General features: G+C 63.0%; 11 protein-coding genes. 6 read left to right on the forward strand and 5 right to left on the reverse strand.

The window, feature by feature from the left end:
- Window positions 1-13 precede the first annotated feature (13 nt).
- Window positions 14-1,219, reverse strand: a complete 1,206-nt coding sequence (locus OKA05_RS05510) for a tetratricopeptide repeat protein (protein ID WP_264486109.1) — start codon at window positions 1,217-1,219, stop codon at window positions 14-16.
- Between the two features lie 124 nt (window positions 1,220-1,343).
- Here OKA05_RS05510 and OKA05_RS05515 point away from each other — a divergent pair, with 124 nt between their 5' ends.
- The 6 genes from OKA05_RS05515 (at window position 1,344) to OKA05_RS05540 (ending at window position 11,692) form a co-directional block, all read left to right on the forward strand.
- Complete coding sequence (locus OKA05_RS05515; RefSeq protein ID WP_264486110.1) at window positions 1,344-2,024, forward strand: 3-keto-disaccharide hydrolase; 681 nt, start codon at window positions 1,344-1,346, stop codon at window positions 2,022-2,024.
- A gap of 177 nt (window positions 2,025-2,201) precedes the next feature.
- A complete protein-coding gene (locus OKA05_RS05520) occupies window positions 2,202-3,218 on the forward strand; it encodes a hypothetical protein (RefSeq protein ID WP_264486111.1) in 1,017 nt (338 codons plus the stop codon).
- A 50-nt stretch (window positions 3,219-3,268) separates the two neighbouring features.
- Window positions 3,269-4,054, forward strand: coding sequence for a fatty acid desaturase family protein (locus OKA05_RS05525; protein ID WP_264486112.1), 786 nt, complete (start codon window positions 3,269-3,271; stop codon window positions 4,052-4,054).
- On the forward strand, window positions 4,051-4,980 hold the full coding sequence (locus tag OKA05_RS05530; protein WP_264486113.1) for a hypothetical protein: 930 nt from the start codon (window positions 4,051-4,053) through the stop codon (window positions 4,978-4,980). Before OKA05_RS05525 ends, OKA05_RS05530 begins: the two co-directional genes overlap by 4 nt.
- Before the next feature lie 93 nt (window positions 4,981-5,073).
- Complete coding sequence (locus OKA05_RS05535; RefSeq protein WP_264486114.1) at window positions 5,074-6,144, forward strand: hypothetical protein; 1,071 nt, start codon at window positions 5,074-5,076, stop codon at window positions 6,142-6,144.
- A 244-nt stretch (window positions 6,145-6,388) separates the two neighbouring features.
- Entirely contained in the window at window positions 6,389-11,692 is a 5,304-nt protein-coding gene (locus tag OKA05_RS05540; protein ID WP_264486115.1) for a beta strand repeat-containing protein, read from the forward strand.
- 180 nt (window positions 11,693-11,872) lie between these two features.
- On the opposite strand, the gene OKA05_RS05545 is transcribed toward OKA05_RS05540, so the two are convergent.
- The 4 genes from OKA05_RS05545 to OKA05_RS05560 all read right to left on the reverse strand — a co-directional run bounded on the left by OKA05_RS05545 (window position 11,873) and on the right by OKA05_RS05560 (window position 15,745).
- A complete protein-coding gene (locus OKA05_RS05545) occupies window positions 11,873-13,138 on the reverse strand; it encodes an MFS transporter (protein WP_264486116.1) in 1,266 nt (421 codons plus the stop codon).
- Window positions 13,139-13,219: 81 nt separating this feature from the next.
- Complete coding sequence (locus OKA05_RS05550; RefSeq protein ID WP_264486117.1) at window positions 13,220-13,540, reverse strand: hypothetical protein; 321 nt, start codon at window positions 13,538-13,540, stop codon at window positions 13,220-13,222.
- Window positions 13,541-13,604: 64 nt separating this feature from the next.
- Window positions 13,605-14,600 (reverse strand): alpha/beta fold hydrolase, encoded by a 996-nt coding sequence (locus OKA05_RS05555; protein WP_264486118.1) that lies wholly within the window; start codon window positions 14,598-14,600, stop codon window positions 13,605-13,607.
- Between the two features lie 71 nt (window positions 14,601-14,671).
- Window positions 14,672-15,745, reverse strand: a complete 1,074-nt coding sequence (locus tag OKA05_RS05560; RefSeq protein WP_264486119.1) for an LOG family protein — start codon at window positions 15,743-15,745, stop codon at window positions 14,672-14,674.
- Window positions 15,746-15,819: the final 74 nt, after the last annotated feature.

Genomic DNA, 15,819 nt, shown 5'->3' on the forward strand with positions numbered 1-15,819 from the left:
GGCTTTGCGGGCTTCAGCCGGACGAATCGCCACGGCTCGACCGGCCCGATTGCCATGCCTCAAATTTCCTGAGGAGACGCAGGAAGAGCAGCACCACGAAGTGGACTCCCACGAAGATGCCCACGAAGCCAAACCCCCTGTCGAGCGGGATGCCGGTTAGAAGGAAGAGCAATCCCCAGAGCAGGCAACTTAGCAAAAGGAAGGTGCCGAACCGGAGCCACAGCGGATAGCGCCGGATTTTCAGCCATAGCGAAAGCATTGGCACGGACGTGGAGGAGCCGCCGCGCAGTTCGGAGACCACGAACCATTCGTACACCTTGCAGCCCGGCCACAGCAGGACCGTCGCCACCACCAGCCACGCGACGAATGCCAGCAGGATCTTGAACGCGGCCAGCAGGAAGATCGCAATCCACGGGTGGTCGCGGAGGACGCCGAGGCCCCGGCGAAGCGATTCGAAAACCCGGGAGGGCAGGCTGAAAAGGCAGTAAACCAGACTGCCTCGCGCGACGGCATTGAAGAGATCCTTCTGGTACTCGCGGTTGCCCGGTTCCGCCCGCAGCGCCATCCGGTAGTGTTCCTCGGCCTTCGACGGGTTCTCCAGTTCGTCGAGGTAAACGTCCCCGATGCTGTTGTGAAGGGAGGCGTTCCCGGGGTCGAGCGCGAGTGCCGCTTCAAATTCCCGCAGGCGTCTCCAGGACTCCCTTCCGGAATTGTCCATCGCGGCGTGGAGCCGGATGTAAAGATTCACGATATCCGGGTCCTCGGGTGCCAGCTCTCTTGCGCGTTCAATGTGTTTGCGGGCCTCGGCGGGCCGGTATTGCTGGCTCTCCGCGATGGCGGCCGCAAAGTGGAAGTAGGGATTGTGAGGGACGAGCTGCAGTCCGGCTCCGATGAAGCGGAGCGCGGGCTTCCATTGCTGCTTCACGAGATAGAACCGGATCGCCGCGACGTGCGTGTCCACCGACTCCGGATCCAGCCGCAGCAAGTGGTGGACGTGTCGTTCCGCCTCCTTGAGCTGACGAAGATCGCACAGCCCCATCACCAGGTAGTAGTGGGCGTCGAGGTCCTCCGGATTGAGGCCCAGGAACCTGTAGGCCTCGGCGACCAGCCGGTCGGGGTTTCCGGCGTCTTGGAGAATCGAAAGCACCCGGCCCGACGGCATTCCATGGGGAAAGCCGCCCGGACTCCCGCCATTGTCAGGATCGTGCGCGTGACTCAACTGCGGCAGTGGAGTGGAAAGCGCTGCCGGCCGGAAGCCTTATCCGCCGGTCGCGGGTGACAAGCTACGACAACCTCCGGGCTTGGCTCGACCTCGATTCCCGGCGAGATTGAGTCCCATCGACATGAAACCCATCGCTTTCCTCTTCCTGTTCGCCGCCACCCTCCATGCCGGCGAGAAGCAACTCTTCAATGGCAAGGACCTCACCGGCTGGGAGGGAAATTCCAAGCTGTGGTCCGTCGAGGACGGCGCCATCACCGGCAAGACCTCCGACAGCGGCGACGCGAAGATTTCCCACAATACCTTCCTCGTCTGGAAAGACGGCACCGTCGGCGATTTCGAGCTGACGTTCAAATACCGCATCGAGAAGGGAAACAGCGGCGTCCAGTACCGGTCGAAGGTGCTCGAGCCGGGACCCTCCGGCTCGGTGGTAAGCGGCTACCAGGCCGATTTTGAAGCCGGCAAGACCTACAGTGGCATCCTCTATGAGGAAAAAGGCCGCGGCATCCTCGCCAAGCGCGGCGAGAAGACCGAGGTCGGCGATGACGGCAAGCCCAAGGTCACCGGGCAGGTCGGCGATTCCAACGAGATCCAGGCGGCCATCAAGGACGAGCAGTGGAACGACTACAAGATCGTCGCCAAGGGCAACCACGTGCAGCACTTCATCAACGGCAAGCAGACCGTCGATGTCACCGACAACGACGCCAAGAACGCGCCGAAGGAAGGCATCCTCGCGCTGCAGATCCACGCCGGTCCGTCGATGGTGGTGCAGTTCAAGGAGCTGGTGCTGAAGACGGCGGATTGACTCTAGTCACGTAGCGGAACGACTTCGTCGTTCCGGCTGGGTTCGGCCCGCACCGAGAGTCCACGTGGCGCTCTGGCTAGCGGCTTCGCCCCGCCGGAAGGACGCAGTCCTTCCGCTATATCAAGGCAAGCCCGGCATTTCCATCGCATCCTCGCATGGATCGTGCATCCTCCTCCCGTGATCTCCCGCCGCAAGATCAAGTATTCCGTTTGCCCCCCGCTCCGGCAGTATCTTTATCACTTCGATCGCCTGCGCGACATCCCGCTGGTCTATGACGACCTCGCGCGGTTCGCAGGCTCGATGCCCTACGAGGACCCGCGCGGGAAGGAGACGCTGTGGCTCACGGTCTTCTACCCGCAGGAGCTGATGTTGGAGCTGCGGCCGAAGCTCACCAAGATCTACGCCGAGCTGAAAATCGGCGGCGAGTCAGACCTTCACGAGCACCTCACCGTCGATCGCATCGACTTCGGCGAGTTTGGGAATTCGCGGCCGTTCCGCATCCGCATCACCAACCTCTACAACGACAACTCCGACTACTTCTACGTGAAGCAGGCAGATGCCTCGCGCATCTATGGCTTGGAGTTGGAACACATCCTGTCGCCGAACCGCATCAACTACCTGGTGAATGGCAACACGCTGATCGAGGAGCACATTGCCGGCGTGCCGGGCGACGTGTTTCTCAAGGATCACCTGCCGCGGCCGGAGCTGAACAAGGTCCGCATCGCGAAGGAATTCACCAAGTTCAATGAGCGCTGCTTCATCCGCCTGCTCGGCGACATGCGCAGCGTGAACTACGTCGTGGACATCACCCCGGACTTCGAGGAGGTGCAGTACCGCGTCCGCCCCATCGACTTCGACCAGCAGAGCTACGAACGCCGCGGCAAGACCTACCTCGCCTACCGTTTCGACTCTAACAAGACGGTCACCAAGCTCGCCTTCGACGTCCTGAACCGGAAGACCATCGACCAGTACGTCGCCGAAGAGCACGCGCAGATGACCCGCCGGGCCAAGGTGGAGAACGCACGCCTCAAGGCCCTGTTAGGCGTGATGCGCCGTGACGACATCGCTCCGCACGAGCACGTCGCCTCGCTTGCCGCGGATCTGGCGAAGTACCACCACACCGATATCTTCCGCGACTGCCAGACGATGGGCGAGCTCACCGCCGCCCACGTGGCGCACATGCTGGAGCTTTGAATCGCGTCACGGGCGACCCCGCTTGCTGCTCCACAAACCCGGATCACGGCATGAAAAAGCCATCGCTGAAATCTCTCGGCCTCGATCTGTTGGAGACGACGGTCGGCGAGCGCGTTCGCATCCCAGCACTGCCCTTCGCCACCTGTGCAGGGTTCTTCGCCGCCGGTGAGCACGGCTGGTGGTTGGTCGCCATGGGCTGTGCCGTGCTGCAGAGCTTCTTCACCTACGCCTCAGTCTCGCACGATCTGGTCCATCGCACGCTGCGGCTGCCGGCTTTGCTGAACGAACTGCTGCTTTTTCTCATCGAAGCCCTCTCGTTCCGATCAGGTCACGCATTCCGGGAAACGCATCTGCACCATCACCGGAGGTTCCCTCATGATGACGACTTGGAAGGGGCTGCGGCGGGCATGTCGTGGTGGCGCGCCTTGCTCGATGGAGTCATTGCCCAGCCACGTCTGTGGGCATGGGCGCTCCTGCGAACGACAGGCAAAAAGCGGCGGTGGATCGTGATCGAAGGGTTGGCGATCATCGCATGGGCAGCGTGGTGCCTCGGATCGCAAGTCGGGATGATCTATCTGGCGGTGACTGTGGTGGGAAGCTGGGTCTATCCCTTCATGACCAGCTTCATGCCTCACGATGCGACGGCGCACGAACCGCTGCGGCAGACTCGCTTGTTCCGCGGGAAGGTGGTTTCTTGGCTGAGCTTGGAGCACCTCTATCACCTCGAGCACCATCTTTATCCGCAGGTGCCTCACCAACGTTGGCCGGAGCTTGCCAAGCGGCTCGATCCGTTTTTCGAGGAGCAAGGACTCAAACCGGTGGTGCTGTGGCGATGAATTCCGATGATTCCCGCGGTTTCTTCTCGGAGCTGGTTGGGGATGGCCGCTCCTTGATTCTGTTCACCGCGATCGCCTTGTTGTTCTCCGGCGGTGGGGCGATCTTCCTGTCCTTGACAGGGCATTTTCTGCCGCACGATGTCGAATTTCTCGGCATGCAGCCAATCGCGCTGTGCGAGCTGAACCAGTGCCGGATCGTCCACTTCATGATCCACGACCGCCTTTCCTTTGGCGGCGTGTTGGTCGCGCTGGCAGTGCTCTACGCATGGCTTGCGCATTTCCCGCTGCGCGACGGGGAGAGCTGGGCGTGGTGGACGCTGGTCCTGACAAATGCGACCGGCTTTGGCAGTTTCCTAGCCTACCTCGGCTACGGCTATCTCGATGGCTGGCACGCTTGGGCAACCTTGCTGCTGCTGCCCATCACTCTGACAGGCTTGTGGAAGACACGGCGGCTTTGCTCGAAGCCGCTGGACTTCCGCCCGGCCGCATGGCCCGCGACATGGCGGTGCCGACAGGCCATTGGGTGGATGTTATGGATGGGGTGGGGCACCGGTTTGGTGGCGGCCGGAGCAACAATCCTGACCGTCGGCATGACACTGGTCTTCGTCCCCAGCGACCTGGATTTCATCGGCTACACGCGGGAGCAACTCGATGCGATCAACCCGCGTTTGATTCCCATGATCGCCCATGATCGCGCGGGCTTCGGAGGCGGCTTGCTCACGACCGGACTGACGATCCTTTGCATCCTGTGGAAGGCCGCGCCATCGACGCACGTTTGGCAGGCGCTTGTCTTGGCAGGTCTCGTCGGATTCGGGTGTGCAATCGGCGTGCATTATCCGATCGGCTACCTTGACTTCTGGCATCTTGCGCCGGCTTGGGCGGGTGCTGCTGTGTTCGCGGCAGGTGCCTGGCTATCGAAGCGCTAACTTTTGATAACGGCGGCTTTGCGCCATCGGCTCCCCGGCGCAAATGATGAGACTTTGACAACGTTCGCCGGCAAAGCCATTTCCTGGTATGGAATGAAGGCCTCCCACATCATGACCGGCATCGTGGCGCTGCTCGCGGGCTTTTGGCTGGGCCGGATTCAGATCGCTGGCCGGGAGCCGGGAAAGGAATCCCGCGGGGAGATTCCGGCTGGGGCCTCGTCGGTGGCATCGGCCGCTGAAAGTGATTCTTCCGCTGCCTCGCGCAATTCGCGCCCCCTGGCGGCAGCGGTTTCCGACGGAGCCAAGCTTGCTGAAGAGCTTCACCAGACCTTCCTGATCGGCAACCCGATCACCCGCAGCTTGAAGTTCGCGGAGTTGTTAGAAGAGATGACGCCGCAGAATGCCCGTGAGTTCCGCGAGCTGTTCTTCGGATTCGACAAGCAGGGCCTGCGCTACGACAGCGAGTGGCGGCTGCTGTGGCACCAGTGGGGGAAAGTCGATCCACTCGCTGCGATGGCGGCGCTGAAGGAGGAGGGAAGCAACGGCCGCAGCGCATCGTATGCGGCCTCGGTGCTGGAGCTCATCTTTTCGAGCTGGAGTGAGATCGACAGTGCCGCGGCATCCAAACATCTCTCCCAACTCACCGATCCGGATCAGTACAACCGCGCCTACTTTGGCCTGCTGCGTGGGATGGATCTCGAAAGCGCCAGCCGCTTCGCCGAGCAGACCAGCTTTCCCGAAGGCACCACCGCTTCTTCGGCCGCCGAACGTCTTGTCGAACGCGCTTTGCGCGAGAGCGGCTCGACGGACGACATGAAGTCGTGGTACGATGGACTTAGTACCCATGACTTCAAGCAGGCCGCGATCGATCACGTCTATTGGCGTCTCAAGCAGGCCGACCTCGGGGCCTCCGCCGCGTGGGTGGGCGAGCAAACGGTCGCCGGAATGGACACTCGCAGGATCAACGGGGAACTCGTGGCGGACTTCGTGAAGGCCGATCCACTCAAGGGCTTGGATTGGTATCTATCGTTGCCCGAGCCGGTGCGCGATGCTGCTGAGATCCAGCGGCTCACCGAGGCCGCGGCAGAGAATCCCGAGTCGTTCCAGGAATGGCGCTCGAAGTCGCCGGTGGCCGGCCTGATTCCCGCGGGAGATCGTCAGTGACGAAGCGGCGACGATGTCACTCGTCGCGTTGGATCGGTGAATGAGGCGGTGCGGGTTGCACGAATAGAGCCCTCGCTCGGACGATATTCTCCAGTGGGTGAAGGGGAGGGATTCCCAAATCCTGCCAAAATGTATGATGACATAAATTCAGATGCGTCTCCCAGTAAGGTCGGAGCAAAAGAAGTATACAGCCTGAAAGAGTTTCAGGCTTCTGAATACGACCCGTACTTACCCAAGAGAAGCCATGAAAAATCCATCCTCGCCTTACGCGCTGGCATCGGCGGCGCGTCTTTCCCTGCTGACCACAGCCCTGACCTTGTCCGTGCAAGCGGCACCGCTAACGTGGAGATCGGCCGGCCCCACCAACGACTGGAGCACCGTCGCCGGCAACGAAAACTGGACCCCCGGAAATGTGGTTTGGACGCAGAATTCCGACGCGATCTTTGACCTGAGTTCGGGCAGCCCTGAAGCAGCAAACGTCGCGACCAGCATCATCGTCAACGACATCACTTTTGCGGCATCCGGTTTCAGCATCGGCGCAGGCGCGGGATCGCTAGTCCTCGCCAATGATCTCTCCAGCACGATCACCGTCACCAACCTGACCGACACCGCGTCCATCGCGGAAACGATCGGTAACAACACCAGCACCCCGAGTTCCCTGACGAAGGCGGGCCTTGGCACGCTGACCCTCAACGCTGCCGCGGCGAATACTTATTCGGGCACCACCACCATCAGCGCCGGTACTCTGATCGCCAACCACGAAGGCTCACTCGGTGTCGGGCCCGTGGTTAACAACGCGACTCTCAATGTCAGCAAGGCCAACGTGACCTTTAGCGGCCTCGCCAACGCCTTGAGTGGCGCGGGCACGGTCAATGTCACGGCGCTGGGCACCGGGGGAAACACGGTCGGCCTCAACGGCGACTACTCCGGCTTCACCGGTACTTGGAACATCGGGAATGGTGCCGCTGCAGGAGCCGGCAAGGTCCAGATGAACGGCAAGGATAATGCCGCCGCTTCCATCAATGTCGCTGCCAACGCCAGCCTCTTGGTTTCAGGCAACACCCATAATGCCACGGTTACGCTAGGTGGCGGTGACACCGGCGAGTCGCTCGGCCAGCTCCGCGTGGACCTCGTGGGTACCAATTGGGCAGGCCCGATCATTCTCGCCGGCGACATGACCGGAGCAGGAGACGGGATCATCGGCACCAATTCCGGCCCGGCGATGATCAGCGGCAATATTTCCGAAACCGGCGGTTCCCGCACCCTCTCCAAGGCCGGCGGTGGCACCCTCATCCTCACGGGCAACAGCACCTACACCGGCCCGACGCGCAGCTTCTCGGGCAACATCAGCGTTCCCGCCATCCATAACACGGGCGTCTCCGGGCCGCTTGGCACGAATGGCCTCATCGCCCTCGGCAGCGGCGGCGCCGCGTCCACCCTCATTTACACCGGCAGCGGGGAAACCACCGACCGCTCGATCGATCTCGCGGGGACCACCGGCAATGCCGGTATCAATCACGCCGGCACCGGCTTGCTCAAATTCACTGGCAACTTCACTACCAGCGGGGCCGGGAGCAAATCCCTGGTCCTGACCGTCTCCCCAACCGGCAGCGGGGAAATTTCCGGCCAGATCGTCAACAACAGCCCCACCAACATCACTTCTCTTACCAAGAACAATGGCGTGGGCGCTTGGACGCTCTCCGGCAACAACACCTTCACGGGCAACGTCAACGTCAGTACCGGCGACCTGGTCATCACGAATTCCTCCTCCCTCGGCGTTGGGCCGAAGACCATCACCCTGGTCACCGCCCCCAATCCCGGCGGCCTCAGCTCGCTGGTACTCGATGGAAGCAGCGGCGATATCTCGCTCCCGGGCAACATGGCGTTCACCACCAGCTTCGACGCGCTGAGCGTTCCGTTCTCCGTCCCCATTCCGGGGGAAGCAGCGATCATCAACAGCGCGGGCAACAACACCATCGCTGGCAATATCACCGCCACGTCCGGCGGTGGCGGTACCGCCCTCCTTTCCAATGCGGGCAACCTGACGCTCACCGGCACCCTCGCGAACAATGCCACCAGCCGGGGCTTCCACTTCCGCGGCGCTTCGACCGGCATCGTCACCGGGCCCATCACCAATGGCAGCAACCCGGTTACCGTTCTGAAAGATGCCGGCAGCGGCACGTGGACCCTTGCAGGAATCAACACCTACTCCGGTAGCACCACGATCACCGAAGGCACGCTCCGCCTCGACTACACCACCAACGACTCCACCAAGCTCTCCGACTCCAGCGCCCTCATTCTCAACGGCGGCACGCTCGACCTTGCCGGTGGCACCCACACCGAGGTGGTGGCCTCGACCACGCTGGCTGCGGGCAAGACCAGCTCCATCACTCGCAGCAGCGGCAGCGCGAAGATCCAGCTCCGAACCGTGACGCCGGGGCCCGGTTCATCGCTCGTGCTCGGGGCTCCGGGCATTGCCGAGACCGACACCTTCAACACCAACGGGATTCTCCCGTGGGCCCGGGTGGTGGTCGGCGGCCAATCCGTGCTCGCCACCAATTCCACCGACGCCGTCGACGGTCCGATCACGGCCTATGCAGGTGCCTACTCCGATGTCACCCGCCTGGGTCCGAGTTCCATTCCGAATAGCGCGGGCAGCATCGTCCGTATTGTGGACGGCGGCACCTCGGGAAACATCAGCCTCGCCGCCTCGCCGCTGACCCAGATCGGATTCCTGCAGATGGGAGCGAGCGCCGGACCCGCCACCATCGCTCCCGCCAATGACACCGACGTCCTCACGGTCGGCGACGACCTTGGCGGATACCTCTGGCAGACACCGACCGCGGGCAGCCTCACCATCGGCAGCACGCCGAACCAAGGCGTCCTGACCGCCGGCGACTTCGAGAATTCCTCGCCTGCCACCCTCACTCTCACCAACGACAGTGCAGTAAATCCGCTGACGGTGAACTCCATCATCGCTGACAACGGTACCGATGTCATCAGTCTGGCTACCGGCGGCAACAACATCGTCCTCAACGGCGACAATCTCTTCACCGGCTCGATCAATGCCGGTGCCGGTCTGCTGACCCTGACGGGGGACAACACTTTCGATGGAGCCCTCACCGTCAACAATGGTGCGACGGTCGTCCTGTCCGGCGATAACTCCGGTCGTCCCGTCAACGTTTCCAACCGCAGCGTGGTCAATGGGAACGGCGTCCTGCAACTCCAAGCGAATGCAGGAAATACGGTTTCCAGTGTTTCGACGGCGCTCTCGGCCGAGCGCACGGCCTTGCAGCCGTTGTTCCTCGGCGTCGGCAGCATCCTGCAGCTTCGCTCGGAAACGTCCGTCACCTTCGCAGGCGGGAATGACCTCGGTGGCATGGGAACCGGCAACGCCACCTTCGACGTGAACAACCTTGGCTCGGGCAGCGGCAATACACTGACGATTGCCCCGGCGGGTTTCAACGTGAGCACCACCACCATCAACGTGACCGGCGGCAATGGCTACTCGCTCGCCACGGGGACGATCAACAATGTCGGTGCGGGTGCGACCCTGACGCTGAACCCCACCACGGCAAATCACGTGCTCGGTGGATACACGGCGAATGCGACGCTCTCCACCACCCTGGCGCTTGGTGGCACGGCCGCCGGTAACCAGGTGACAGGAGCCATCCTCAACCCGGCAACCTCCGGGGCGACTGCCGTAAACAAGTCCGGCCCCAGCACTTGGCTTCTTTCCGGCTCCAACACCTACACCGGCAACACCACGATCTCGGACGGGACTTTGAAAGCGGGTAGTACGGGAGCCTTCTTGTTTAGCGCAGCGCTGAACATGTCCGGCACCGGCACGCTCGATCTGAATGGCTTCGATGCCAGCTTCACCAATGCGGGCGGTGGTGCCACCACGGCCACCATCACCGACAGCAGCGCGGTAGCCGGGGTCTCGACGCTGTCCATTCCCGCCCTAGGCAACACCACCATCGCGACCCGGATCCTCAATGGACCTACCCGGGCGGTAAGGGTGATCGTAAGGAACAACAACTCGACGGCGAATTTGTTCCCGATCGACAGTCCCAACACCTTCTCCGGCGGTTTGGTCCTGGGGCACAACGCGGTCGGCGGGACACGCCTCCGCATCTCGGCTCCGCCGGTGACGGTGGGCTCCGCCGGTGCGATCGTCAGCAGTCCATTCGGAACGGGCCCGATCACGATCGGTGAAACCGCTGCCGATAGGGCGGGCATCCTGCTGGATAGCCTCAGCGGCTTCACCATCGCAAATGCCATCGTCTTCAACACCGCCTTGGGAAATGACCAGCCGGGATTCCGGCTCGATACCACCGGACACACGCTCTCCGGAACGATCACGGCGAACCTGAGCAATGCCTTGTTCACCAATACCGGGGCGGCCCGCTTGACTGGACAGGTTACCGGGCCGAATGGCCTCCAGCTCAACAACTCGACGGTCGCCATCACCCTGGCCAACCAGACGGCGAACCCCAACGACTACGTGGGTGACACCACCATCGGCACGGGCGCCTTCCTCATTCTGGGTGCGGCTGACCAGATCCCGAACGGCGCGCTCAAGGGCAGCGTGGCCAACAACGGCACCTTGAACGTCGGCGGGTTCAGCGAGACCATCAATGGCCTCAGCGGAGCGGGTGTGATCACCTCGACCGGCGGGGGCACTTTGAGCGTGGGCGACACCAATGCGTCCGCGACGTATACCGGCTCCACCGCTGGCACGCTCAACCTGACGAAGATCGGCAGCGGCTTCCAGACGATCAGCGGAGCCATCGGTCACCAGGGCGACACCACTGTCACCCAAGGCTCGCTGGCGCTGAACCTCGCCTCGACCTTTGCCGATGGTGCGGATGTCCGCCTCAACACCGGGGGCACGCTGATCCTCACCACCGCGGGGACCGATGTCATTGACCAACTGTTTATCAACGGCGCTCCGCAGGCCGTGGGTAAGTGGGGTCGTCCCGGATCGATCGCTGCGCTCGGCGCGAACTTCGAGACATCGCTGATCAGTGGCGATGGCTTGCTCAATGTCACCACCTCCGGCACCACTCCGTATGGCACCTGGATCAGCACCTTCTTCGGAAGTGAAACCAATCCGGCGATCGTCGGCCAAACCGCTGATCCCGATAAGGACGGCGTGGATAACGTCACCGAGTTCGCCTTCGCGGGCAATCCGAACAGCGGCAGCGAGAACGGCAAGATCTACGTCTTCACGGTCGACAGCGACTTCGACGGCGATACGGACAAGGAGCTGATCCTCACGGCGGCCATCCGCACCGGAGCCGCTGCCTTTGGCAATGGAGCGCCCTCGACCGCCGCCTCGGTGGCCGATGGCATCACCTACTCGATCCAAGGCAGCACCACGTTGACCAGCTTCCCGGTCACGGTGAATGCCGTGCCGACTCCCATCACGACTGACCTGCCACCCGCGGGAACCGGCTATAGCTATCGCAGCTTCAGCTTGGGCGGCTCGAATGGACTGACGCCCGGCAAGGGCTTCCTCCGCGCGACGGTCACTGCACCCTGATAGAATCTAGCAGCCTCATCATCCAAAGCGGCCATCCCGAAACGGGGTGGCCGCCTTTTTTGGGTTTCCCCGGGAGCGCCGGTCTTCAGACCGGCCCGAATGGTCCCTTCAAGCCGGTCTGAAGACCGGCGCTCCCGGGAGACCATCTAATGGCCATCCGCAAACGGGATGCGGCGTTCTTCACGCTTCCTCTTCCGTCGGCAGCATCAGTGCGAACAGCGCGGCGGGGATGAACAGCCATGATGCCATGAGCAGCACGCCGGCGAAGTCGCCCTGAACCTTGTTGAAGATCCCGAAGAAGACCACGCCCGCGGCGGAGAGGATGCGGCCGATGTTGTAACAGAATCCTGCGCCGGTGCTTCGCAGCAGTACCGGGAACAGCGGCGGCAGGCACATTGTGAAGAGGCCGAAGCAGCCCTGCATGAGGCCGGTGATGGCGAAGAGGAAATAGACGGTGTGCAGGTCGTGGCCACGCGAGAAGGTCAACCACATCACGAGGAAGTAGCCGCCGAGCATCAGCGCGATCGCTTTCCCGTAGCCGATGTGCTTGGCCAGGAGGCCCGCGAAGAAATTCCCGATGATGGAGCCGACCATGATCCACAGCAGCGCCATCACGGTCGCGTGGTCCTTGGCCTCCTTCGCCACGCCGACCTCGGGCAGGCTGCGGATGTAGCTCTGCTGCCAGAACATGAAGGTCCAGTGCGCGGTGAGCGAGACGGCGCAGATCAGCATAACCCGCAGCGTGATTCTGCGAACCCTGGGGCCGAAGAGTTCGCGGATGCGTGGGGCGGGCTGGCCCTTGCGCGCCTCGGTCCATTCCTCGGTCTCCGGCACCGACTTGCGAATCCACAGCGTGATGAAGGCGGGCAGGATGCCCACGAGGAAGATCCAGTGCGGTGGCTTGCCAGCGAGCAGCGCCCCGGCGGCGCAGGCGAGCAGGATGCCGCAGTTCACCGCGCTCTGCAGGGTCGCGGCAATCCACGGCCGCCAGGACTTCGGCCACGTCTCCGAAAGCAGCGACGCGCCGACCGCCCATTCGCCGCCGATGCCCAGCGCGGCGAGGAATCGGAAGACCAACAAATGCCACCACTCGGTCGCGAAGAACGACAGGCCGGTGAAGCAGGCGTAGGTCAGGATCGTGAGCACCAGTGCCCGGCTGCGGCCTAACAGATCTGCGACCCGCCCGAAGAACCCGCCGCCAAGCGCCCAGCCGACGAGGAACGCCGCCTGGATGATGGAGGCCTTCTTGCCCACCTCCGGGTCGGACTCGCCGGTCGCCAGCAGCCCCGCCACGAAGGCGGTGGCCACCAGCGTGTAGAGGTGCATGTCCAGCCCGTCGAAGAGCCAGCCGAGCCACGCGGCGACGCCGGAGCGCACCTGCTGCGGCGAGAGATCGCGAAGCCTGCTGACCTCGCGATCGCTGGCGGGCACGGGGAGGGTGCTCATGGGAGCACGACGTTTTCCAATCTCCGCACCATGACAAACCGATTCAGCGGCATGAGCCGCACGGCTGCCCGTTCGACCGCTTTACTCGCCGTTCCGCTTGTCGGCGGTCGGCGGCGTGGCGATGACTCCGCCACCGCCGGGTCCGACCGGTGCGGTGGGCGTCAGGTCCTTCTTGTCGGGAAGCCTGAGAAGCCGGTCCGTGGGGAGGCGCATGCCACCCTCTTGGATGACCAAGGGCGCAGAGTCTCCCTCTTTTGGCACCTGGCTGCCGGTGGGCTTGTTGGCCGGCTTGCCGCGCGTGCCCGTGGTAGCGGGCGTGTCGCTCTCCACGAGGATGGCCTTCTTCGGCGCGCACGCCGCGAAGCCGAGGGCAAGGAACAGGCAGCAGACGGGTTTCGTCATCGGACGGGAACGATGAAACAGCCGCCGCGGCTTGGCAATGGCGAAGCCGGGTCAGCCCGCAGGCTCAGTTTTTGGCGTTCGGGAGCTTCACCAGCCATCTTTCCACGTCTCCGATGACCTGCTCCTTCTTGTCGTCGTACATCAGCAGATGGTAGCTGTCCGGGTAGTATTTGTGGCTCCGTGACTCCTTGGGAATGTTGCCGTAGAAGGACTCCACGTCAGCGGCGCTGCTGAAGAAGTCCTTGCCGCCATTGAGCACCAGCGTGGGCACCTTGAAGGTCTGGGCGCACGCGGGCATGCCGTCGATCAGGTCGCTCAGCGCAACCAGCAGCCGCAGGGTGTGCTTGTCGATGTGCCAGGCGTTGGTCTCGGCCTGCTCCGAGTGCAGGGTGTCGTGGGTCATCTGCACCTGCTGGCCACCGGCGATCGTTTCCAGCGAAAGGCGCGCGGTCGGGGCGACCTCGGCGGCACCGTGGACGAGGTCCTTCTTCCACTTCGGGAAATCCTCGCGGAACTTCACGATCGGCGAGGAAAGGACGATCGCGTCGCAGGGCGGCGACTGGCCGGCCGCGATGGCATTCTCGTAGGCGTGGGAAACGATGAGCGCGCCCATGCTCTCCCCGAACCACACGATGCGGGCGTTCGGGTGCTTGGTGCGGACCATGCCGGAGAATTTCGCGAGGTCGCTGAACCACAGGTTCGGGTCGTCGATATCCCCGCGGCGTTCCTTCAGCGGATCCTTTCCCTGGCCGCGGACCTCGTAGGCATAGACGGCGATCTTCGGCTGATCCTTGAGCAGGCGCTTGCCGAGATTCTCGTAGTCGATGGCCGCCCCGCAGAAGCCGTGGACGCCGATCACCACCGTCTGCGGCGTGGCCTCAGGGCGCATCCATTTGCGGTAGCCGAAGGTCTCGTTGCGCACGGCTTCCTCCGGCCGCTCCGCCACCAGCGAGTAGTTCGTGGCGCACTGCGTGAGCAACAAGGGCGCGAGAAGCAGCCCGCCTAGCCGTGCGGCCATGCGCGCCCGGCTGCCACCGGATTTGCAGGAAATGCGCTTCATCCGTGGGCAAAATGCCATTTCTGGCCGGGGACGGCAATCATGCATTCCACAATATCAGCAGGGCCGGTCCGTTAGACAGCGACAGTTTCACGTTGTGGCAGACCGAGGCGGATCGCCGGCAGGATGTCGTCGAGCTCGTTGGCCACCACGAAATCGCCTGGTTTGCACATGTTGCTGAGGAGATTGATGAGCGGGTCCCAGAAGCGCACCCCGGCGGCATTGGAGCGGTTGAAAAGCACCACTGGCTTGCCGGTCATGAGCGGGTTTTGCTGGTGTTTGAAGATCATCAGCGCGAGCAGCTCCTGGACGGTGCCGGCCCCACCGGGGAAAATTACGAAGGCGTTCGAGTTCTCCATCATCACCTCCATGCGGGTGTAAATATCGGGCCGCAGCCAGAAGCTGGACAGACCGTCAGGCAGGCCTTCGAGCTCGATGATGTGCGGTACATTCGAGCCCGCGGTCCAGCCGCCGGCACCGACCGAGCCTTCGACCACGGCGCCCATGATGCCGGAGCGGCCGGCGCCGGAGACGCAGCCGAGGCGGTTCACGGCGAGCAGGCGACCGAGTTCGCGGCCATCGGCGAGGTAGGACGGGTCTTCAAGGGTCGCCGAGCAAAAGACGCAGACGTTCCCGGCGTAGTCGGGGGGCACAGCGTTTTCGAAGGAAGTGCCATTACACTCGCCGATCTTGTGGCGGCCGGCATCCGGGATGCCCTTCTCGCGGCCCAGCTCCAGTGTTTTCAACACGCCTTCCGGGTCTTCCGCCGTGAGCAGGAAGTCCCGGTGGTCCTGCTTGATGGTCCCCATCTTGTTCAGGTGGTCGAGCACCGAGAAAAACGGGTCCCAAGAGAAGTCGGTATTGAGGATGACCGTCGGCTTGCCGGCCAGGTTGCGGTCGAGCGTTTGGTAGCCGACGAAGATCGAGATCGCCTTGAACATGTCTTCCAGCGTCGCGCCGGGCGTGAACACGAAGGAGTCGGCCTCGATGATCTTGCGCTCGATGTTGGAAAGCGTGATGCGCTGGTCGCCGTTGGAATTGTAGATGTCCCAACCGGCTCCAAAAAGCAGATAGAGGAGGCGGGCACGGACCGCGCGGCCGGGGTCATCGTGGCCGAGCACGGTTCCAGAAAGTCTTACTTTAGGCATGGGATTCGCTAAGGTGGGGGTGATTTCAGCAGGCGCCGTGCCGGAGGGTGACGGACGGCCTTTCAACAGAGCAG

The sequence above is a fragment of the Luteolibacter arcticus genome, from assembly GCF_025950235.1.
Classification (GTDB): domain Bacteria; phylum Verrucomicrobiota; class Verrucomicrobiia; order Verrucomicrobiales; family Akkermansiaceae; genus Haloferula; species Haloferula arctica.

What these genes read in the sequence shown, in the direction of transcription:
- OKA05_RS05515 (WP_264486110.1), top strand. Translation starts at nt 1,344, where the DNA reads ATGAAACCCATCGCTTTCCTCTTCCTGTTCGCCGCCACCCTCCATGCC.
- OKA05_RS05525 (WP_264486112.1), top strand. Translation starts at nt 3,269, where the DNA reads ATGAAAAAGCCATCGCTGAAATCTCTCGGCCTCGATCTGTTGGAGACG.
- OKA05_RS05530 (WP_264486113.1), top strand. Translation starts at nt 4,051, where the DNA reads ATGAATTCCGATGATTCCCGCGGTTTCTTCTCGGAGCTGGTTGGGGAT.
- OKA05_RS05535 (WP_264486114.1), top strand. Translation starts at nt 5,074, where the DNA reads ATGAAGGCCTCCCACATCATGACCGGCATCGTGGCGCTGCTCGCGGGC.
- OKA05_RS05540 (WP_264486115.1), top strand. Translation starts at nt 6,389, where the DNA reads ATGAAAAATCCATCCTCGCCTTACGCGCTGGCATCGGCGGCGCGTCTT.
- OKA05_RS05545 (WP_264486116.1), bottom strand. Translation starts at nt 13,138, where the DNA reads ATGAGCACCCTCCCCGTGCCCGCCAGCGATCGCGAGGTCAGCAGGCTT.
- OKA05_RS05550 (WP_264486117.1), bottom strand. Translation starts at nt 13,540, where the DNA reads ATGACGAAACCCGTCTGCTGCCTGTTCCTTGCCCTCGGCTTCGCGGCG.
- OKA05_RS05555 (WP_264486118.1), bottom strand. Translation starts at nt 14,600, where the DNA reads ATGAAGCGCATTTCCTGCAAATCCGGTGGCAGCCGGGCGCGCATGGCC.
- OKA05_RS05560 (WP_264486119.1), bottom strand. Translation starts at nt 15,745, where the DNA reads ATGCCTAAAGTAAGACTTTCTGGAACCGTGCTCGGCCACGATGACCCC.